The following is a 19,103-nucleotide window of genomic DNA, read 5'->3' as shown; positions in this document are numbered from 1 at the left end:
AAGGAATGACCTCATGAGTGAGTTGATCTCTTACCACCTCGAAGACAGCATCGCGACCCTGACCTTGAGCAATGGCAAGGTCAATGCCATTTCCCCGGAGGTGATTGCCGCCTTCAATACCGCCCTGGACCAGGCCACCCGCGACCATGCGGTGGTGATCATCACCGGCCAACCCGGCATTCTCTCCGGTGGCTACGATCTGAAAGTGATGACCGCCGGCCCCAGGGAAGCCATCAGTCTGGTGACCGCCGGTTCCACCCTCTCCCGCCGCCTGTTGTCCCATCCGTTCCCAGTGATTGTCGCCTGCCCAGGCCATGCCGTGGCCAAGGGCGCATTCCTGCTGCTGTCGGCCGACTACCGCATCGGTGTCGACGGGCCGTTCAGCATCGGCCTGAATGAAGTGCAGATCGGCATGACCATGCATCACGCCGGGATCGAGATCGCCCGCGACCGGTTGCGCCGCTCGGCCTTCCATCGTGCCGTGATCAATGGCGAGATGTTCAACCCGCAAGACGCGGTGGACGCCGGTTTCCTCGACAAGCTGGTCACGCCGCAAGCCCTGCCGGAGGCCGCCCTGAACGCGGCCCGGCAGTTGAAGAAGATCAATATGACTGCTCACAAGAACACCAAGCTGAAAGTGCGTCAGGCGCTGCTGGAAACCCTGGATCACGCGATCATTCTCGATCAGGACCCTATGGGCTGATCCTCGAACCTTTTGCCCGTGGAAAAGGCCCGACATTTAGTCGGGCCTTTTCCTACAGACGTGTTTGTACCCACTGCAACCGCTCTAGACCGCGCCTGACACTCTCCGGGGAAACATGCGCTAAAACATCGCCTATCTCCTGCCTCTATCCGGCTAATTGCCGAGGACAATGCACCTCCGTACACTGCGCCACCTTTTGTCCTGGCGGGCCCGTTAGATGCTGTTTCTATTACGTATGTTATTGATGGGGCTTAATTTTATCGTTGCAGGTATCATCGGCGTGATACTCGGGCTCTGTCGCCCGTTCCATCCGGATAACAACCGCTTGTGCGCCCGCCTGTATGCCTGGCCGGCAATGTGTATTCTGCGCCTGCGGGTGAAGGCCGAGGTCGGGCCATTGATGGACCAGTCGCAAAGCTGCGTGATCATTGCCAATCATCAGTCCAACTACGACCTGTTCGTGTTCGGCAATGTGGTGCCACGGCGCACGGTATGCATCGGCAAGAAGAGCTTGAAGTGGATTCCGTTGTTCGGCCAGTTGTTCTGGCTGGCGGGCAATGTGCTGATCGATCGCGGCAATGCCTGCAAGGCACGTCAATCGATGCTGAGTACCACCGAGACCCTGCAACACAAGGACACCTCGATTTGGGTCTTCCCCGAAGGCACTCGCAATCGTGGCGAAGACCTCTTGCCGTTCAAGAAAGGGGCGTTTCAGATGGCGATCACTGCTGGCGTACCGATCATGCCGGTGTGTGCCAGCAGCTATATCAGGCATATGCGCCTGAACCGCTGGCACGGCGCCAAGGTGCTGATCCGCTCGCTGCCGGCGATCCCCACCGCGGGACTGACGCTGGACGATATGCCGATGCTGATCGACCAGTGTCGGGAACAGATGCGTGACTGTATCGCCGCAATGGACCGCCAGCTGCAAGTCGGCTGATCAAGCATCTTCGCGCGCCCAGGCCGGCGCGGTTGCTGTGCAAAGACGCCACGACATGAACGTTGCGGCTTTTCCACGAACTCCCGATAGTTTGCCGACTCTGAAGAAGCCGGGCAGGCTAAGCTGCAGCCTGTCTTTTCCCTTTTTAAAGAAGAAGCGATCAGCATTATGGGTAGAATCGTTGCTGCTGCGGTTTACAGTGCCGGTAGAAAAGTCACCAATATCACCCTCGACGAGGGCGCCGCCTGGGCGGCGAAACCCGGTCACTTTGTCTGGATCGGGCTGGAAGAGCCCAACGCCCAGGAGCTGGCCAACTTGCAGAGACAGTTCAATCTGCATGAACTGGCCATTGAGGATGCCCTGGAAAAACACAGCCGCCCGAAGCTGGAAACCTTCGGCGATGCCCTGTTTATCGTCACGTATTCGCCGATTCACCACGAGGGCAAGCTGGAGTTCATCGAGACCCAGATCTTTGCCGGTAACGGCTATATCATTACTTGCCGCAACGGCCGCTCGAAGTCCTATTCCCACGTCCGTCAACGCTGCGAAGCGCGACCGTTGCTGCTGGAACATGGCGAGGATTTCGTGCTGTATGCCCTGCTCGACTTCGTGACCGAAAGCTACCAGCCAGTCAGTGAGGTCATTCATGCCGAGATCGACGAGCTGGAAAAAAACGTGCTGCACAGCTCGCTGAACGAGGGTGATATCCAGCGTATCCACCACCTGCGCCGGGATGTGTTACGCCTGCGCCGCTATGTAGCACCGATGGTGGAGATCAGCGAGGAAGTCTCACGCCTGGACTTCCCGTTTATCGACAAGAACATGCGTCCGTACTTCCGCGACGTACAGATCCATGTGACGCGACAGATGGAGGACCTGGCGACCCTGCGCGATATCGCCAGCCAGACCATCGAGATCGGCGTGTTGCTGGAGTCCGTCCGCCAGAGCATCGTGCAACGCAAGTTCGCCGCCTGGGCAGCGATCCTGGCGTTTCCGACGGCAGTGGCGGGGATCTATGGGATGAACTTCCAGAACATGCCCGAACTGAACTGGCACTACGGCTATTTTGCCGTGCTGGGATGTATCGCGGTCGGTTGCGTGGGCTTGTGGGCCAGCTTCAAGAAATCCGGCTGGCTATAGATCGGACGCGCAACGTGCGGATGGTTCCCATGTTCGGCATCAACTAGTGGCCTGTGGCTTGTGTCCGACGAAGCGCATCATCCACTCAGCCACCGTAGTGCCGTGGTGTTCGTGCTCCAGGCTGGCGATGCCCTTGGCGTAGATCGGCTCGCCGAGGGTCTGCTGGCGAATGTCCAGCAAGGCCCGCGAATAGTCGTGGATAAACTCCGGGTGCCCCTGGAAGCACAGCACCTGGTCGTTGATGTGGTAGGCCGCATACGGGCAGAAATCGCTGCTGGCGATCACTGTGGCGTTTTCCGGCAGTTCGGTGACCTGATCCTGGTGGCTGATCAGCAGCGTCAGTTCCTCCATCACCGGGCTCATCCAGGGCGCCTTGGCAGCCATCTTGTATTGGTGGGTACCGACGCCCCAACCCTGGCTGGCACGCTCGCTCTTGCCACCCAGCAGCAACGCCAGCAATTGGTGGCCAAAACAGACCCCCAGCAGCTTGTCGCCGCGCTCGTAACGACTGAGCAGGTAGGCCTTGAGAGTTTGAATCCATGGGTCGCTGCCGAAGGAGTCGGTCTTGCTACCGGTCACCAGGTAGGCGTCGAAGGTCAGCTCGTCACTCGGGTAGTTACCCTGCATCACGTTGTAGACACTGAACTGGGCGGCAATCGGCTGACGGGAGAACAGACGCTCGAACATCTTCCCATAGCCCTGATATTGATCGATCAGTTCCGGGCGCAGCACATCGGTTTCCAGAATGCAGATGCGTAACGACATAAAAGTACCTGACACAAAAGACAAGAGAGTGAGGCTTGAGCCTGCCTTGAAATAGCCTTGCAAGGCAAGCACGCAACGCACTACCGGCAAACCCGATTCAGCCGGGGCCCGGCTCGTCGGATTCATTGACCGCAGCGCTCAGCGGCCTTGATCTGCACGCTCGGACGAACGGTAGTGTACTAAGCGCTTAACCGTTTTAGTGGTCGCACGTGTCTAGCAAAAGGCCTGCTAGCGAGATGGCAATATGCCTCATATTTTTTTAAAAATAATTTAGTAACCCTCCATATGAAATGGTTCTAAGGAAAGTGTGACGCGGGCTCTAAGGTTATCCCTGTAGGAGTTGCCGCCGGGGTTTTGCCGGGGTATCCAACACAATTGTTGAGCAGTCGTCTTCAGGAATAACAACAAAAGGCAGTCAGCCATGTTCAAGCACTCGAAAGTCCGCCAGGCCGGTTTGATCGTATTCGCCACCACGCTTCTTCTTATCCTGCCGAACCTCACCAAGGTGGTCGGCTAGACGCTGTGGTTTTTTTCAACATCACCACAAGTTCTCATCCCGATTTCCTGTCGAGGTGCGATTTTGTGTGCCAATCTTGAGCACGACGAATGGCGCGACGCGCCGTCCGATCCTATCGAGGACTCCCCCACCGGGACCTTCGACAATGATAACGACATAGCCAGGCAAGCTAACCCTTGCACCGCTCCCACCGAATAAAGCCACGAATGAAACGACTGATCCTGCTGACGACTGCCCTGCTGTGTGCCCCTCTGCACGCCGCACAACTGGCTCTCGACCTCGGTGCTGGCCATCGTACCTGGGAAACCGAGGCATTGCTGGCCCATCCCGAGGCCCAAACCATCACCATCGACGACGATGTATCCTACAAACGCCAGATGACCTATCGTGCGGTACCGCTGGCTGTGCTGCTGGATGGCATCAAGACCGATGATCACCTGCAGGCGGTGGCACTGGACGGCTTCGCCGCCGAACTGAGCGCCGGACCGCTACTCGACCAGACCGGAGCACGGGCCTGGCTGGCGGTAGAAGACCCTACCAAACCCTGGCCGCCGCTGGCGCTGGGCAAACCCGGCGCCGGGCCGTTCTATCTGGTATGGACTAATCCGCAAGCCGGGCATATCGGCCCCGAGCAATGGCCTTATCAGGTCGCCAGTATCCGGCGCCTGGCCCCGGTGGCGGAACGATTCCCTGCGCTGCGGCCCGATCCGAAGCTGGCGGCCAACGATCCGCCGAACAAGGGTTTTGCGTTGTTTCAGAAGAACTGCCTGGCGTGCCATAAGCTCAATGGCGCGGGGGACGCACAGGTCGGTCCGGACCTGAACGTGCCGTATAGCCCGACGGAATACTTTACCGAAGGTTTTCTCAAGCGGTATATCCGCGACCCGCAGAGTCTGCGCCACTGGCCGCAGGCGAAGATGCCGGCGTTCTCTGCGGCGGTGCTACCGGATGGCGAACTGGATCTGCTGCTTGAGTATTTGCAGCACATGGCTAAGCGCAAGGTGGCGATCCACTGAGTTACTCGACCTTCCACGGATTCACCTGCTACTGCTGTGCCGGCCACATCGGCGGCGGCACCCGGACCTTCGCACGCAAACGAAAACGGCCGACCCCGAGGTCAGCCGCTGCTGTGTGAAAAGCAGTGCGTTCAGTTGCGCGCACGTATCGGATGTTTGACGCCCCAGCCTTCGATCACACCGCCCAAGGGCTCGACCACCGCCCCGAAGTCGTGCTCGAAGTCATCGATGCCGCCATAGGTGGCGTACATCACCTTACTCAACTCCAGGTACCAGGCACCGTCGTCCCTGGCACTGACCTGAGCATTCAACGATTCACCGCGAAATTGCCCTGCTGCCCTGCGTGCCCGCTCCTCGTCCGGGAAAATGGCATAGAACTCGATGGGATGGATGCGTGCAAAATCAAAACCGCCTTCTTTCATGCGGCGCAGCACCTGGCTGCTGATGTCTTCTTGATAGGCTGTGCTCATGAAACGTCCTCCTCAGCAAGCGTTGGATAGACTTTCCGTACTCCCGAACCAGGCACGACACCGTGCTGGCAGCTCGACAGGTATCTGCCGGCCGGGACACAAGCATGTAGCTGACAAGATCAGACCACCTTAGCGAATCATTCGCTGATCTCGACTGCAGAGTAGCGCGATGCCAACAGCTCTGCCAGAGGGCCAGAAAGAGAAAAACAGCGTTTCATGAAGCGGGCGCGATGCGCAGGATCTGAATACTGTTCTGATCCTTGAGGCTCTTGACCGTCGGTTCAGGCGCGCGCCCGTCGAGGTCATTGAGATCCAGCTCGGCGGGAACCGGTAGCAATCGCGCACGAATCCACTGCGCGGCCTGTTCTCGGCTGGGTTTGTGCTCACAATCGAAATGCTCGACGGTCTGCACGCCATGATCGTCCACGAAAGTGATTGCCCACATTTTCATCGGTATCTCCTCGGTAAAGCCCATATGCTGGGCTCACCGCATCTGGACCGTGGAGCAACGACGATCGTTCAGAGCAATTGAAACGATGCCACAGGCTTCAGCCGATCATTTCTCGGCCTGTTCCTTGAGCGCTTGCAGGGTGTTGTACGGTGCATCCACCACGAACTTGTTCGCCAGCCACGACGGGACGCTGCCGCCTGGCTCGGTGTGTACCTGGTAGGTCACTTCGGTCAGGTTGTTGCCTTTGGGCACCAGTTTCCAGAAGCCCGCAACCTGGGCAACGCGCACATAGCCCTTCTGTTGCGGCTTGTAGGTCGGTACACCTTCCAACCGGCGGGTCAACGTGCCATCGGCGGCCTGAGTGGTGGTGATATGCAGATAGGAGTCACGATCGGACACCGGGAACGGTGCCTTGAATTGAGTGTAGGTCCAGCTCTCGTCTCCCTTCTGGTCCACCAGTTTCTGCGACTTGCACTCGTGAATCCAGGCGCAGGCACCGGCCACGTCTTCCTGCACCGCACGGATCTTGGCGACCGACGCTTTGATCGTCGTCACGCCCTGATAGGCCTTGTATTTGGAGCCGGCCACCTCGCTGAGCGACACCTTGATCCCGTTTTCGTCCTTGGCTGTCTCCCAGGTTTGCGCATAAGCAGTACCGGTCAACAGGACAGTCATACCACAAACCACAGCCATTCGATGCAGCGAACCCATTGTTTTATTCCTTATTGTTGAAGGTGAGCACACCTCAAGCCGCCGTCATTTCCTCCCACCAGCCGATCAGGCGAATGGCTTCTTCGCGGCTATCGCCACACACCTCGGGATCAGCCTGGAAACCACCACATACGGCGGGCCGCTCAGGCTTGCCGAACAACTCACACAAGTGTTCGACCGAGAGATGCGGGCAACGTTCTCCGGCCGGCTTACCGTTAGGCATGCCGGGCAGCGGCGAGCTGATGGAGGGAGCAATGCAACAGGCGCCACAACCTTCACGGCAGTTCATGACAACACGCTCCTGGCAACCGGCCCGATGTGTGGAAGACAGAGTAACCGCTAAAACGGCTGTTTAAAATTGCTCGCACAATGGTTTTTCAATAACAGGGTATATGACTGATCAGTCACCGACGAAGTGTCATGACCAAACGAAGGGATCTACTGTTTGAACTCGAAATCCAGGGCCGCGCCTTCCACTTCCCGGCGGCTCTCGTTACGCAATTGCAACTCCATTTCGTTGCTCAACAATCGACCGTTGAGCTGAAACGGCGTTTGGCTCGGGGGCTTCTCACCGAACATGGGCGGCAACAGCGGTCGACTCTTGGAGAGCGGCACGGTGCCCGCTGGCTGCATCTTGTTGACCAGGTCCTGGGGCAGGCTCAGGTCCAGCTTGGCCGGTGGCAAGCGGGTCCTGACCACCTCACTGGCCGGCCTGGACTTGGCGGCGACAGGCGCGCGCTTCTTTGCCACAGGGGCTTTTTTTTCTACGGGTTTCTTAGGCGACATATCGGCCTTCTTGCCCGCGCTCGGCGGCTTCGGCGCCACCGTAGCAATCTTGGTTGCCGCCGAACTCTTGGCTGACGACGCTTCCTGGGCCTGAACCATTGCCGTACCACCGACACTCAGGCTGGTCAGCAAGGCAATCAACAGCAGGCGCGCTGGGAAAATGGCGTTCATAAACTCTACGGCATAAACAACAGAGGGCTCATATGCTCGCTTGTTGAGCAGTTGATGACAAGTCAAGAGATCGAACAACCACGCTCCCGACTCAGGAACAGCCGTCGGCGGTTTTCCAGGCATACAGCGTCAGAACAGTCCGGCAGCGGTTTCCTGGCAGAGCTGGTTAGCCAGCATGCCAAGAGTCATCAGCGCCCGTTCAGCCTCGCGATTCCATGGAATCCCGCAGTTGAGCCGGATACAGTGATTGAACTGCTCGGTGTTGCTGAAGATCAGTCCCGGCGCAATGCTGATGCCCTGTTGCAGCGCCCGCACATGCAACTCTTGGGTATTGACCCGTCCCGGCAAGCTGACCCAGAGAATGAAACCACCTGTTGGCCGGGTCATCTGCGTCCCTTCGGGGAAATACTGCTGCACGGCTAATTGGAAGGCGCTGAGGTTCTTGCGGTACTCCTGGCGAATGTAGCGCAAATGTCGGTCATACCCACCGTTTTCCAGGTAGGCCGCCACTCCCATCTGTGTGACGCTGCACGCCGAATGAGTGCTGAAGGTCTGCAAGCGCTGGATTTCCTGCTGGAACTTGCCGGCGATCATCCAGCCGATCCGCACGCCCGGCGACAGCGTCTTGGAGAAGCTCGAACAGTAGATCACCCGGTCCAGCCGATCATAAGCCTTGAGCGCTTTGGTGCGCCCGACCTCGAACATCAGCTCGCCGTAGATATCGTCTTCGACGATCTGGATATCGAAGTCCGAAGCCAAACGCAGCAATTGTTTCTGGCGCTCCTCCGGCATTGTCCCGCCCAGCGGATTGCTCAGGCGCGTGGTCAGCACCAGGGCCTTGATCGACCACTGGTTGGCCGCCAGTTGCAGGGCCTCCAGGCTCATGCCAATGGCCGGATCACTGGGAATCTCGATGACCTTAAGGCCCAACAGATCGGCCAGTTGCAGCAAGCCGTAGTAGGTCGGCGATTCGGCGGCGATCAAGTCACCGGGACGGGTCAGCACTCGCAGCGACATCTGCAGCGCGTCCACGCAACCGTGGGTGATCACCACTTCGGAGGGGTCGACCACCACGCCGGCGTCGCGCATGCGAATCGCCACCTGGCGCCGCAATGGCTCGAAGCCGGGGCTGAACATATAGCTGAAAGCCCGTGGGCTATGAAACCGCGTGATCTTGGCCAGTTGCTGGTGCAGCGCCCGCACCGGCAGGTAATCCACCGACGGCACCGCCGCGCCAAAGGGAAACACCCCTTCGCGACGAGACTCGACCAGGACCTGCTGGATAATGCTGCTGCGGGTGACCAGCCCCGGACGCTCCACCCGAGCGATATCCGGCGTCGGGGCAGTCAGCGCGGGGGTCTGGTGAACGTAGTAACCCGATTGCGGACGGGCGCGGATCAGCCCCTGATCTTCCAGGTTGGCGTAAGCCTGCAACACCGTCGCATGGCTGACATTGAGTTGCGAGCTCATCTTGCGTACCGACGGCACCCGTTCGCCAGGCTGATAGACACCCCGCCGGATATCCTCGGCCAGCTGCTGCGCGATACGTTGATAGAGCAATAGATTGGTCATGAAGCAGCACTCGGATTCGACGGCATTTTTATTCTTGGACGCAACCATACCGGAACAGTTTCAAAGTGTACTGGCACGCTTCCTACAATAGTCGACAATACAGTGACAAGAGAAGCAAAACTGTACGGGAACACTTAGACGCTTAGACACAACAAGCCCGCTCGCCACCACGCGATGATTCCACAGGCCCGCAAAGACAAAACCCGGTACCTTGCGGATACCGGGTCTGGTCTTGAAGAGGATCGGCCTTCAGCGGGCCGCACCCAGTCGGCCTTTCTCATCGGAGAAGACAATCTCTACCCGACGGTTCTGCGCCCTGCCCCGCTCGGTGGCGTTTACCTCGATCGGGAACTGCTCACCATAACCTTCGACCTGGATACGCTTCTCATCGATGCCCAGGTCAACCAGAACATCGGCCACCGATTGCGCACGATCACGGGACAACTGCAGGTTGAAAGCCTGGTCTCCGGTGTTATCCGTATAACCTTCGATCCGTACCACTCGCCTTGGGTTCAACTGCAGGAACTGCACCAGCTTAAGTACCGTGCGATTGGCCGAGTTCTGCAGTTGCGCCTCACCGGTATCGAACAGTACATCTCCCAGGGTCATGACCAGACCCCGATCGGCCTGGATGCTGGTCAGGCTGTTGATCTGCTCTTGCACCCACTTACCCTGCTGTTGCACGCTGAGCAACTTGGACTCGCGCAGGGCCAGTTGCAGGCGCTGGCGCTCCAGTTCCAGCTTGGCGGCACGCTCCTGATTGAGCGCCTGCTCGGTGTGCTCAAGGGCAATCTGCGAGTAACGTTCGCTCAGGTAAGCGTAGTGCACCACATCAGCGCTGCTGCCCCAATAGCTGGACAGCCGATCGGCGCGGGCCAGTGATTCACCCGCACGAATCACGTCCTTGGGCGCAATGCGCAGCACCTCGGTGTCTTCCTTGACCTTCTGGAAACTGGCCGAGGCCTGCTGCAGGGCCGTGTCGCTCGATGGCTGGCCGGCACAACCATACAGACCGGCAAAAGCCATCAGCAGCAGAGCGCTGACCATTCGCTTCGGATAGATCATTGCGCGCCCCCCAGTTGCTTGCGCAAGCGCGCGATGCGGGCATTGAGCACCTTTAGTTCTTCCCGGCTCTTCTCGGTCAGCACCTGGGCTTCCGCCAGGCGGGCGTCCAACTCGGCCTGCTCGGCACGCATGCGAGCTTTCTTGAAGGACTGATCGGCCATGTCGGATTGGGCACGTTCGAACTTGCCTTCGGCCAGTTTCAGCTCGGCGACATCCTCCGCCTTGGCACCTACCGCCCGTGCTTGTTCGAGGGCACGTTCGGTGAGACGCATTTGTTCATTCGGCGCCGGATCGGCCGCGCAGCCCGCCAGAGCCACAACGGCCAGGGCAGCGAATAAAGGTCGAATACTCAAAGGAAATTCCTACTGTTTTGAGACGCTGACCGCTTGGCGCTGAGTCGTCCAACGCTCCACATTGCGTTGCAACACAATCTCGGCCAGGCCGGAAGCGGGCAATTCTGTCATCTTTTTCGCCAACTGTCCGCGCAACCACGCGTCATTGCAGGCCGAGTTGTGCGAGACCGCCAGGAACAGGCCGGGCTGATCGACGGGTTGCACTCGTGGACCGAGGTCCTTGGCCATACCCAGGCTCTGGGTGGTAACCATGCCGGCATAACGTCCGGCCAGCACATACTCCACCTCGCCCAGCAACAGCTTGTGGAACGCCTGAGCCAAGGCTGGGGGGTATTGCAGTGTCAGGTGTTGCTGGGTGAAGGCTACGAACGGCTGGGTCATCCGGGCCTTTTGCGAGACAGCGCCAATGTGACCCTGCAAGTCGGTGGCCGTGTGGTAAACCAGTGTCGAATCGTTGCGGGTCCAGACCAGATAATCGTTGCGCACCAGCGGCGGATGGATGTAATCCAGCGAATTCAGGGCGTCGAGGGCGATGGGCGCATCCACCAGCAGATCCATGCGTCCGCTGCGCACCTCCTCCTGAGCCTGGGAGCGCTCGCCGCCATACAGCACCTCGATCTTTAGCCCCAATTCGCCGCCGACCTGGCGTAACAGGTCGGCACTGGCGCCGACCAGGTGTATAGGGTCCTCGGGGTCGCGCCACAGGTACGGTGGCGCATCCGGGCTGCCGGTGACGATCAGGCGTTCGCATTTGCCCGCCGCGAGCGCCGGAATGGGCAACGCCAACCACCCCAACAGCAACGACAACGCCCCCAGATGACGCAGATCCATGGCAAAAATCTCCAGGCAAAACAAAAAACCCGACCAGAAGGCCGGGCTCTTTTATAGGTAAAGCCGCTGGATTAGACCAGCTTCTCGAACTCAGGGATGGCTTCGAACAGGTCCGCCACCAGACCGTAATCAGCCACCTGGAAGATCGGCGCTTCTTCATCCTTGTTGATCGCCACGATCACCTTGGAGTCTTTCATCCCGGCCAGGTGCTGGATCGCGCCGGAGATACCGACCGCGATGTACAACTGTGGCGCGACGATCTTGCCGGTCTGGCCGACCTGCATGTCGTTGGGCACGAAACCGGCGTCGACAGCGGCGCGGGAAGCACCGACGGCGGCACCCAGCTTATCGGCAAGGGCGTACAGGTGCTTGAAGTTATCGCCGTTCTGCATGCCACGACCACCCGATACGACGATCTTGGCGGCGGTCAGTTCAGGACGGTCGGACTTGGCCAACTCTTCGCCGACGAAGCTCGAAGTGCCCGCGTCGTGCGCGCCGGCAACGGCTTCAACCACAGCCGAACCCCCTTCGGCGGCAACCGGGTCGAAACCGGTGGCGCGCACGGTGATGACCTTGACGCCAGCAGTCGATTGCACGGTGGCAATGGCGTTACCGGCGTAGATCGGACGCTTGAAGGTATCGGCGCTTTCCACCGAGACGATCTCGGAAATCTGGTCGACGTCCAACTGTGCGGCAACGCGCGGCAGGATGTTCTTGCCGTTGGAGGTGGCGCCAGCCAGGATGTGGCTGTAGCCGTTGCCCCCCGCCTCGCCAACCAGGGTTGCTACCAGAGGAGCAACGTTTTCCGGCAGTTGATGCGCGTAGGCGGCGTGGTCGGCCAGCAGGACTTTCGACACACCGGCGATTTTCGCGGCCGCTTCAGCCACGGCGCCAACGCCCGAGCCTGCGACCAGCACGTGAATGTCGCCACCGATCTTGGCGGCGGCGGCAACGGTGTTCAAGGTGGCCGGGGCCACGACCTTGTTGTCGTGTTCGGCGATTACCAGGATAGTCATAATCAGGCTCTCCAATTCAAAGCACCTTGGCTTCGTTTTTCAGTTTCTCGACCAGTTCCGCAACCGACTTGACCTTGATACCGGCGCCGCGAGCAGCGGGCGCTTCGACTTTCAGGGTCTTGTTGGTGGAGGCGGTGGAAACCCCCAAAGCATCCGGAGTCAGCGTTTCCAGCGGCTTCTTCTTGGCTTTCATGATGTTTGGCAAGGACGCATAACGCGGCTCGTTCAAACGCAAGTCGGTGGTGACGATGGCAGGCAGGCTCAACGAAACGGTCTGCAGGCCGCCATCGATTTCGCGGGTTACCGCCACTTTGTCGCCCGACACCTCGACTTTCGACGCGAAGGTGCCCTGGGGGTAGCCGCTCAGGGCCGCCAGCATCTGGCCGGTCTGGTTGTTGTCGCTGTCGATGGCCTGCTTGCCGAGAATCACCAACTGTGGCTGCTCCTGGTCAACGACAGCCTTGAGCAGCTTGGCCACGGCCAGGGAGGTCAACTCTTCAGCGGATTCGACCAGGATGGCGCGGTCGGCACCCAGAGCCAGCGCGGTGCGCAGTTGCTCCTGAGCGGTGGACGGACCGACGCTGACGACGACGATCTCACTGGCCACGCCTTTTTCTTTCAGGCGCACCGCTTCTTCCACTGCGATTTCGCAGAAAGGGTTCATCGACATCTTGACGTTGGCGAGGTCGACGCCGGAATTGTCCGCCTTCACGCGAACCTTGACGTTGTAATCGACAACGCGTTTGACAGCTACAAGAACCTTCATGGATTCCTCACTCTCCGGTAAAAAGAAAGTCGCCTAGGCGAACCTGGCGGTTGATGCTCATTGGCCCAGGAGGACCTCCAAAAACGTCGACATGCGGCCACGCAGGTCTTTTTTCACCATAACTACCGTTCGTCCGGCATGACTGTGCAGTCACGGATCGTCGGGACGTGTAAACTTCAGGCCAAATCGGCGCGCCGCTTCACGTTCGGGTGCTTTCGCGTTTTCTTTAGACGGGCTCCCGGGACTCGCATTTAGCCTACGGCGAGCGCAAAACCGCCCGTATCTTGACCGTAACACCTATTCTGGTCAATACGGCAAAATGGCCGTCATAAGCTGCGTCATTCTGATTTTATCGAGTGTCCGGCAAATTCAAACAAACGTTTGTATTGGACGCTGATAGCAGTGTAGATATAATGCGCCACCTAGAAGAGAAAGATGTCCGGTCCGTGATGCTAGCAATACTGGCTGGGACACCCAAGCTCCAAATTAGCCACGCTTAAAATTAGAAAAGCAGTTGAGCCTTGAGTAGGAGAGAGTCTGTGGAACGCGAATACATGGAATTCGACGTGGTCATCGTCGGTGCCGGCCCCGCAGGCCTGTCCGCCGCTTGCCGGCTGAAACAGAAAGCGGCCCAAGCAGGTCAGGAAATCAGCGTCTGCGTGGTGGAAAAAGGTTCCGAAGTGGGTGCCCACATCCTTTCCGGCGCCGTATTCGAACCACGGGCGCTGAACGAGTTGTTCCCGAACTGGCAAGAGCTCGGCGCGCCGCTCAATACCCCAGTCAAGCGCGACGACATCTATGTGCTGCGCAGCGGCGAGACCTCGACCAAGGTTCCAGACTTCTTCGTGCCCAAGACCATGCACAACGAAGGCAACTACATCATTTCCCTGGGTAATCTGTGCCGCTGGCTGGCCCAGCAGGCCGAGAACCTGGGGGTGGAGATCTATCCGGGCTTCGCCGCCCAAGAAGCGCTGTTCGACGACAACGGCGTGGTCTGCGGAATCATCACCGGTGACCTGGGCGTCGACCGCGAAGGCAACCCGAAGGAAGGCCTGTACACCCCCGGTATGGAACTGCGCGGCAAGTACACATTATTTGCCGAAGGCTGCCGCGGACATATCGGTAAGCAACTGATTTCGCGCTTTAAGCTCGACAGCGACGCCGATGCCCAGCACTACGGCATCGGCCTGAAGGAAATCTGGGAAGTCGATCCGGCTAAGCATGAACCGGGCCTGGTGGTACACACTGCCGGTTGGCCACTGGACATCATGAGCGCCGAAAACACTGGCGGCTCGTTCCTCTACCACCTGGAAAACAACCAGGTAGTAGTCGGCCTGATCGTCGACCTGTCCTACCGCAACACCTTCCTGTCGCCGTTCGACGAGTTCCAGCGCCTCAAGCATCATCCGGTGCTCAAACAGTACCTGGAAGGGGGCAAGCGCATCAGCTACGGCGCCCGCGCCATTTGCAAGGGCGGCTTGAACTCGCTGCCCAAAATGGTCTTCAAGGGCGGCGCGCTGATCGGCTGCGACCTGGGCACGCTGAATTTCGCCAAGATCAAGGGCAGCCACACTGCGATGAAGTCCGGTATGCTCGCCGCCGAAGCCGTGGCCGAGAAGCTGCTGGCCGGCGCCGAAGGTGGCGATGAGCTGAACAGCTATGTCGAGTCGTTCAAGTCCAGTTGGCTGTATGAAGAACTGTTCGCCAGCCGCAACTTCGGCCCGGCCATGCACAAGTTCGGGCCGATCATCGGCGCGGGTTTCAACTGGTTCGACCAGAACATCATGGGCGGCAAACTGCCGTTTACCCTGCACGACACCCAGCCAGACTATGCCTGCCTGAAGCTGGCCAAGGACTCGACCAAGATCGCTTATCCGAAACCGGACGGTAAGCTGAGCTTCGACAAGCTGAGCTCGGTGTTCCTCTCCAGCACCAACCATGAAGAAGAGCAGCCGTGCCACCTGAAGCTGAAGGACCCGAGCATTCCGATCAGCAAGAACCTGCCGATGTACGACGAACCGGCGCAACGCTACTGCCCGGCCGGGGTATACGAAGTGATCGCCCAGGAAGACGGCGAAAAGCGCTTCCAGATCAACGCCCAGAACTGCGTACACTGCAAGACCTGCGACATCAAGGACCCGGCGCAAAACATCACCTGGGTAGCACCGGAAGGCGCTGGCGGGCCGACCTACCCGAATATGTAAACAGTCCCTGTTACAGAATGGCTCCTTCGCGGATGGCGTGAACATGCACTGAAGGTAGCCCCAAACGCCCCGACCGGTTCGGGGCGTTTGCTTTTGTGCCGTTTGGCAAGCGAGCCGTCATCCACCGCAGCATGGCAATTCGCCGGGGAACCATCAGATACAGGGTTATCGATCAGCCACCCAGCTCCGCCGAAATACTCGCTGCCGCTTTCTTGATCAGCGGGATCAGTTCGGCCATCTTCTCCAGCGGCATATAGGGCACGGTACTGGCGATGCTGATACCGGCGACGATGCGCCGACCGGCATCGCGGATCGGTGCCGCCACGCAGCGGATCGACGGTTCGTTGTCTTCCAGGTCGAAGGCATAACCGCCTGCCGCATAGTCTTGCATGCGTTGCAGGAACTGCTCCCACGAGGCTTCCCGATGTTGCGGCCAGACGGCGCTTTTCCCTGCCGCCGGCAGGCTCACTTCATACAAGCGCTGCCATTCGCGCACTGTATCGTCGAGTAGCAGCGCCTTGCCGATCCCGGTTCGCGCCAACGGCATGCGATGACCGACTCGCGAACGCATCTCCGGACCATTGCGTCCCGGATTCTTGTGCAGGTACAGCACATCGTCGTCTTCGCGAATCGCCAGGTGGATGGTGTCGCCGGTCAGGCTCGACAACTGATCGAGGTATGGCACGGCCAGAGTCACCAGCGGCAACTCCTCACGCGCCTGAAAGCCCAGCTCGATCAACTTCGGCCCCAACAGGTAGCCGACCTGCGGCACCACTCGCAGATAGCGTGCTTCTACCAGGCAACTGGCCAGGCGATGGGTGGTGCTGCGGGTGGTGCCAATGCGCCGGGCAATCTCCTTGAGATCACGGGCACCGCCCGCCACTGCCTGTACCACCCCCAACCCCCGCAACAAGGTCTGAGTGCCGGTGGGCGCGGGCTCTTTGGCAACGTTGGTCGGGGAGATCGAGAGGTCTTCCTGCATATCCAGCCTATAAGAGGTGTACCAGAACGGCCGCCATTATGGCCTTTCGCCTGCCGACTGTGCAGCACCACCAATCGACCTCGGCGGCACGCAGTGCTCACGCCTTATCAACGTTGTTTCAGCCGGTCGATAATCACCGCCATCAGCAGGATCGAACCGCGAATTACATACTGGTAGAAGGTGTCGATATTCTTCAGGTTCATTGCGTTCTCGATGATCGCCAGAATCAGCACCCCGGCGATCACATGGCGGATCAGGCCGATCCCGCCACTGAGTGACACCCCGCCCAGCACGCAAGCGGAGATGACCGTCAGCTCGAAGCCCTGGCCGATCATCGGCTGGCCGGAGGTCATCCGCGAGGCCAGGATCACCCCGGCCAGCGCACCGATCAGTCCGTGTACCGCGAAGATGATGATCTTGGTCCGATCCACCTGGACCCCAGCCAGCAACGCTGCTTCCTGGTTACCGCCAATGGCCAGGGTGTTGCGTCCGTAGGTGGTGTAGTTGAGCAACCAGCCGAAGAACAGGAAACACAGCACGGTGATCACGATGGGCACCGGCACACCGAACAACTGGCCGTTGCCGAAGACAAAGAAGCCCTCGTCCATTACGCCGACCGCCTTGCCGCTGGAAAAGATATAGGCCAGCCCGCGAACGATCTGCATCGTCGCCAGAGTGGCGATCAACGCATTGATGCGCAGCTTGGCGATCACGATGCCGTTGATCAGCCCCACGCAAAGTCCCATCGCCAACGCCGCCGAGACGCCGAGAACGACGCTGTCGGTATCACGGATGACAATCCCCGCCACCACCCCCGCACAGGCGATCACCGAGCCCACCGATAGGTCGAAGTGACCCGAGGCCAGGCAGAACAACATGGTGCAGGCGGCAATCCCGGTGGTGGAAATCGCCAGGCCCAGGCCGCGCATGTTCAGCGGCGACAGAAAAGTTGTCGATGAACAGCGTGCAGAACAGGAAGATTGCCAACGCCGCCAGCAGCATCAGCCAATCGTCGAAAAACTTGCGCTGATTCAGACCCAGCCAGAACGCGCCCGGCGTTTTTACCTGTGACATAGCCACCTCGTCAGTCTTTAGTCCCGCGTTCGCGGGAGTGTCTCTTTAGTCCCGCAGTCGCGGGAGTGCCATTTGCAACAGTCGGGCCTCATCGGCCTCGCTGCGCGCCAGTTCGCCGGTGATCGCCCCTTCGCTCATCACCAGCAGTCGGTCGGCGATGCCCATGACTTCCATAAGATCGCTGGACACCACGATCACCGCGATACCCCTGGCGGCCAGGTCGTGGATAATCTGGTAGATCTCCGCCTTGGCGCCGATATCGATGCCGCGAGTCGGTTCGTCGAGCAATAGCACCTTCATCGGCATCGACAACCAGCGGCCGAGAATGGCTTTCTGCTGGTTGCCGCCGGACAGGTAGAGAATCGGTTGCGCCGCCGACGGCGTGCGGATATTCAGGGCGGCGATCTGCCGTTGCGCGTTGTCCCGCTCCCAATCGCCCTGGATCAGGCAGCCGAAACCGGCGTGATGGGCACGGGCACTGATATTGATGTTCTCCGCGACGCTGGCGCGGGGCACGATGCCTTCCTTCTTGCGATCCTCCGGGCACAGCAGCACCCCCGCCGCAATGGCGTCGCGGGGCGATTTGAAGCGTACCGCGCCTCCCTCCAGCAACAGCCGTCCGCTCTCGCCACGGGCGAGTCCGGCCAGCAGTCGCAACAGCTCCGTGCGCCCCGCGCCGACCAAGCCAAACAGGCCGAGAATCTCCCCCTTGGCCACGCTGAAGCTAACCGGTTCCTGCAATCCCGGCCCCAGCAGCCCCTCGGCCCGCAACGCTTCGCCGAAGTGTTCGCGTGGCCGATAGTTGTAGATATCCTGGATATCGCGACCGACCATGCAGCTCACCAGTTGATCGACACTCAACCGCGCCATGTCCTCGAAGGTGCGCACAAAGCGCCCGTCCTTGAACACCGTCACCGTATCGCAGATGCGCAACACCTCGTCCATCCGGTGCGAGACATACAGGATCACCCGGCCCTCGTCCCGCAAGCGTGCAATGATCACCATTAGCCGCTCGATTTCCCGCGCCGACAGACTGCTGGTGGGTTCGTCGAAAGCAATCACTCGGGCGTTGCGCGACATCGCCTTGGCGATTTCCACCAGTTGCCGCTGGCCCAGGGACAGGCTACCGAGACGGGTATTGGGATCGATTTCATCGGCCAGGTCCTTGAGCAGTTCCCGTGCGCGACGGACCATCGCCCGCCGATTGACCATGCCCCAACGTGACGGCATATGACCCAGCAAGAGATTTTCGGCCACGCTCATTTCCGGCACCAGTTGCAGTTCCTGGTGAATCACCGCGATGCCGCTGGCAATGCTGTCGGCGGAGGACTTGAAGTGCAGCGCCTGTCCACCGATCTGTAGATGGCCGCTGTTGGGCGCGTAGAAGCCGCCAAGAATCTTCAACAGCGTCGACTTACCGGCACCGTTTTCGCCCATCAGCGCATGTACGCTGTGGGGCCGGACCTCGAAGCTGATCTGCGCCAGCGCGCGGACCCCAGGAAACTCCTTGCCGATGCCATTGAAGCGCAGGCTAGCGCCCGTGTTCTGTTCATCCACCATCGCCATTCTC

Annotated in this window: 19 protein-coding genes and 1 pseudogene; 5 read left to right on the top strand and 15 right to left on the bottom strand. The window is 59.6% G+C overall.

Annotation, left to right across the window (positions count from 1 at the left end; genetic code table 11):
- Positions 1 to 13 precede the first annotated feature (13 nt).
- The 3 genes from AWM79_RS21445 (at position 14) to AWM79_RS21435 (ending at position 2,783) form a co-directional block, all read left to right on the top strand.
- Positions 14 to 703: a crotonase/enoyl-CoA hydratase family protein gene (locus tag AWM79_RS21445; RefSeq protein WP_017133990.1), complete on the top strand. Its 690-nt coding sequence runs from the start codon at positions 14 to 16 to the stop codon at positions 701 to 703.
- Between the two features lie 217 nt (positions 704 to 920).
- Positions 921 to 1,643, top strand: a complete 723-nt coding sequence (locus AWM79_RS21440) for a lysophospholipid acyltransferase family protein (protein WP_017133989.1) — start codon at positions 921 to 923, stop codon at positions 1,641 to 1,643.
- A gap of 168 nt (positions 1,644 to 1,811) precedes the next feature.
- Positions 1,812 to 2,783: a magnesium and cobalt transport protein CorA gene (locus AWM79_RS21435; RefSeq protein ID WP_017133988.1), complete on the top strand. Its 972-nt coding sequence runs from the start codon at positions 1,812 to 1,814 to the stop codon at positions 2,781 to 2,783.
- 39 nt (positions 2,784 to 2,822) lie between these two features.
- Here the strand turns inward: AWM79_RS21435 and AWM79_RS21430 are convergent, their stop codons facing one another.
- A complete protein-coding gene (locus tag AWM79_RS21430; protein WP_060783741.1) occupies positions 2,823 to 3,548 on the bottom strand; it encodes an amidotransferase in 726 nt (241 codons plus the stop codon).
- A gap of 723 nt (positions 3,549 to 4,271) precedes the next feature.
- On the opposite strand from AWM79_RS21430, the gene AWM79_RS21425 reads away from it, so the two are divergent.
- Positions 4,272 to 5,081, top strand: a complete 810-nt coding sequence (locus AWM79_RS21425) for a cytochrome c (RefSeq protein ID WP_060783740.1) — start codon at positions 4,272 to 4,274, stop codon at positions 5,079 to 5,081.
- Positions 5,082 to 5,212: 131 nt separating this feature from the next.
- Here AWM79_RS21425 and AWM79_RS21420 read toward each other — a convergent pair whose 3' ends face one another.
- The 11 genes from AWM79_RS21420 to AWM79_RS21370 form a co-directional block, all read right to left on the bottom strand.
- Positions 5,213 to 5,551, bottom strand: a complete 339-nt coding sequence (locus AWM79_RS21420; protein WP_017133984.1) for a ribonuclease E inhibitor RraB — start codon at positions 5,549 to 5,551, stop codon at positions 5,213 to 5,215.
- Positions 5,552 to 5,765: 214 nt separating this feature from the next.
- Entirely contained in the window at positions 5,766 to 6,002 is a 237-nt protein-coding gene (locus AWM79_RS21415) for a hypothetical protein (RefSeq protein WP_060783739.1), read from the bottom strand.
- Between the two features lie 105 nt (positions 6,003 to 6,107).
- Positions 6,108 to 6,713, bottom strand: coding sequence for an START domain-containing protein (locus AWM79_RS21410; protein WP_017133982.1), 606 nt, complete (start codon positions 6,711 to 6,713; stop codon positions 6,108 to 6,110).
- Between the two features lie 34 nt (positions 6,714 to 6,747).
- Positions 6,748 to 7,002 carry a YkgJ family cysteine cluster protein gene (locus AWM79_RS21405; RefSeq protein WP_017133981.1) on the bottom strand — a complete coding sequence of 85 codons (255 nt, stop codon included), beginning with the start codon at positions 7,000 to 7,002 and terminating at the stop codon, positions 6,748 to 6,750.
- A gap of 149 nt (positions 7,003 to 7,151) precedes the next feature.
- A complete protein-coding gene (locus tag AWM79_RS21400; protein WP_017133980.1) occupies positions 7,152 to 7,670 on the bottom strand; it encodes a hypothetical protein in 519 nt (172 codons plus the stop codon).
- 129 nt (positions 7,671 to 7,799) lie between these two features.
- Positions 7,800 to 9,242, bottom strand: a complete 1,443-nt coding sequence (locus AWM79_RS21395; protein ID WP_026013400.1) for an aminotransferase-like domain-containing protein — start codon at positions 9,240 to 9,242, stop codon at positions 7,800 to 7,802.
- A gap of 249 nt (positions 9,243 to 9,491) precedes the next feature.
- The gene (locus AWM79_RS21390; protein WP_017133978.1) at positions 9,492 to 10,307 is read right to left on the bottom strand and encodes an OmpA family protein; all 816 of its coding nucleotides are present in this window, start codon (positions 10,305 to 10,307) and stop codon (positions 9,492 to 9,494) included.
- Entirely contained in the window at positions 10,304 to 10,660 is a 357-nt protein-coding gene (locus tag AWM79_RS21385; protein ID WP_017133977.1) for a DUF4398 domain-containing protein, read from the bottom strand. The genes AWM79_RS21390 and AWM79_RS21385 overlap by 4 nt, the downstream gene beginning before the upstream one ends.
- Positions 10,661 to 10,669: 9 nt before the next feature.
- A complete protein-coding gene (locus tag AWM79_RS21380; protein WP_017133976.1) occupies positions 10,670 to 11,491 on the bottom strand; it encodes a substrate-binding periplasmic protein in 822 nt (273 codons plus the stop codon).
- A gap of 71 nt (positions 11,492 to 11,562) precedes the next feature.
- The gene (locus AWM79_RS21375; RefSeq protein WP_017133975.1) at positions 11,563 to 12,507 is read right to left on the bottom strand and encodes an electron transfer flavoprotein subunit alpha/FixB family protein; all 945 of its coding nucleotides are present in this window, start codon (positions 12,505 to 12,507) and stop codon (positions 11,563 to 11,565) included.
- Between the two features lie 16 nt (positions 12,508 to 12,523).
- Positions 12,524 to 13,273 (bottom strand): electron transfer flavoprotein subunit beta/FixA family protein, encoded by a 750-nt coding sequence (locus tag AWM79_RS21370; protein WP_060783738.1) that lies wholly within the window; start codon positions 13,271 to 13,273, stop codon positions 12,524 to 12,526.
- 539 nt (positions 13,274 to 13,812) lie between these two features.
- On the opposite strand from AWM79_RS21370, the gene AWM79_RS21365 reads away from it, so the two are divergent.
- On the top strand, positions 13,813 to 15,477 hold the full coding sequence (locus AWM79_RS21365; protein WP_017133974.1) for an electron transfer flavoprotein-ubiquinone oxidoreductase: 1,665 nt from the start codon (positions 13,813 to 13,815) through the stop codon (positions 15,475 to 15,477).
- Positions 15,478 to 15,649: 172 nt separating this feature from the next.
- Here AWM79_RS21365 and AWM79_RS21360 read toward each other — a convergent pair whose 3' ends face one another.
- From AWM79_RS21360 to araG, 3 genes and pseudogenes are all read right to left on the bottom strand, one after another.
- A complete protein-coding gene (locus AWM79_RS21360) occupies positions 15,650 to 16,459 on the bottom strand; it encodes an IclR family transcriptional regulator (protein ID WP_017133973.1) in 810 nt (269 codons plus the stop codon).
- A 107-nt stretch (positions 16,460 to 16,566) separates the two neighbouring features.
- Positions 16,567 to 17,533: pseudogene (araH, locus tag AWM79_RS21355) on the bottom strand (L-arabinose ABC transporter permease AraH).
- Positions 17,534 to 17,578: 45 nt separating this feature from the next.
- Positions 17,579 to 19,099 (bottom strand): L-arabinose ABC transporter ATP-binding protein AraG, encoded by a 1,521-nt coding sequence (gene araG / locus AWM79_RS21350; protein ID WP_017133971.1) that lies wholly within the window; start codon positions 19,097 to 19,099, stop codon positions 17,579 to 17,581.
- Between the last annotated feature and the right edge of the window lie 4 nt (positions 19,100 to 19,103).

Origin of the sequence: Pseudomonas agarici, from assembly GCF_001543125.1 — a bacterium.
Taxonomy (GTDB): Bacteria; Pseudomonadota; Gammaproteobacteria; order Pseudomonadales; family Pseudomonadaceae; genus Aquipseudomonas; species Aquipseudomonas agarici.
Note: the sequence above shows the minus strand (reverse complement) of the source record. Positions and strands in the feature narration are given on the sequence as shown.

Bases quoted from the DNA above. Each gene is read 5' to 3' on its own strand.
- AWM79_RS21445 (WP_017133990.1), top strand. From the start codon at position 14: ATGAGTGAGTTGATCTCTTACCACCTCGAAGACAGCATCGCGACCCTG.
- AWM79_RS21440 (WP_017133989.1), top strand. From the start codon at position 921: ATGCTGTTTCTATTACGTATGTTATTGATGGGGCTTAATTTTATCGTT.
- AWM79_RS21435 (WP_017133988.1), top strand. From the start codon at position 1,812: ATGGGTAGAATCGTTGCTGCTGCGGTTTACAGTGCCGGTAGAAAAGTC.
- AWM79_RS21430 (WP_060783741.1), bottom strand. From the start codon at position 3,548: ATGTCGTTACGCATCTGCATTCTGGAAACCGATGTGCTGCGCCCGGAA.
- AWM79_RS21425 (WP_060783740.1), top strand. From the start codon at position 4,272: ATGAAACGACTGATCCTGCTGACGACTGCCCTGCTGTGTGCCCCTCTG.
- AWM79_RS21420 (WP_017133984.1), bottom strand. From the start codon at position 5,551: ATGAGCACAGCCTATCAAGAAGACATCAGCAGCCAGGTGCTGCGCCGC.
- AWM79_RS21415 (WP_060783739.1), bottom strand. From the start codon at position 6,002: ATGAAAATGTGGGCAATCACTTTCGTGGACGATCATGGCGTGCAGACC.
- AWM79_RS21410 (WP_017133982.1), bottom strand. From the start codon at position 6,713: ATGGGTTCGCTGCATCGAATGGCTGTGGTTTGTGGTATGACTGTCCTG.
- AWM79_RS21405 (WP_017133981.1), bottom strand. From the start codon at position 7,002: ATGAACTGCCGTGAAGGTTGTGGCGCCTGTTGCATTGCTCCCTCCATC.
- AWM79_RS21400 (WP_017133980.1), bottom strand. From the start codon at position 7,670: ATGAACGCCATTTTCCCAGCGCGCCTGCTGTTGATTGCCTTGCTGACC.
- AWM79_RS21395 (WP_026013400.1), bottom strand. From the start codon at position 9,242: ATGACCAATCTATTGCTCTATCAACGTATCGCGCAGCAGCTGGCCGAG.
- AWM79_RS21390 (WP_017133978.1), bottom strand. From the start codon at position 10,307: ATGATCTATCCGAAGCGAATGGTCAGCGCTCTGCTGCTGATGGCTTTT.
- AWM79_RS21380 (WP_017133976.1), bottom strand. From the start codon at position 11,491: ATGGATCTGCGTCATCTGGGGGCGTTGTCGTTGCTGTTGGGGTGGTTG.
- AWM79_RS21375 (WP_017133975.1), bottom strand. From the start codon at position 12,507: ATGACTATCCTGGTAATCGCCGAACACGACAACAAGGTCGTGGCCCCG.
- AWM79_RS21370 (WP_060783738.1), bottom strand. From the start codon at position 13,273: ATGAAGGTTCTTGTAGCTGTCAAACGCGTTGTCGATTACAACGTCAAG.
- AWM79_RS21360 (WP_017133973.1), bottom strand. From the start codon at position 16,459: ATGCAGGAAGACCTCTCGATCTCCCCGACCAACGTTGCCAAAGAGCCC.
- araG (WP_017133971.1), bottom strand. From the start codon at position 19,099: ATGGCGATGGTGGATGAACAGAACACGGGCGCTAGCCTGCGCTTCAAT.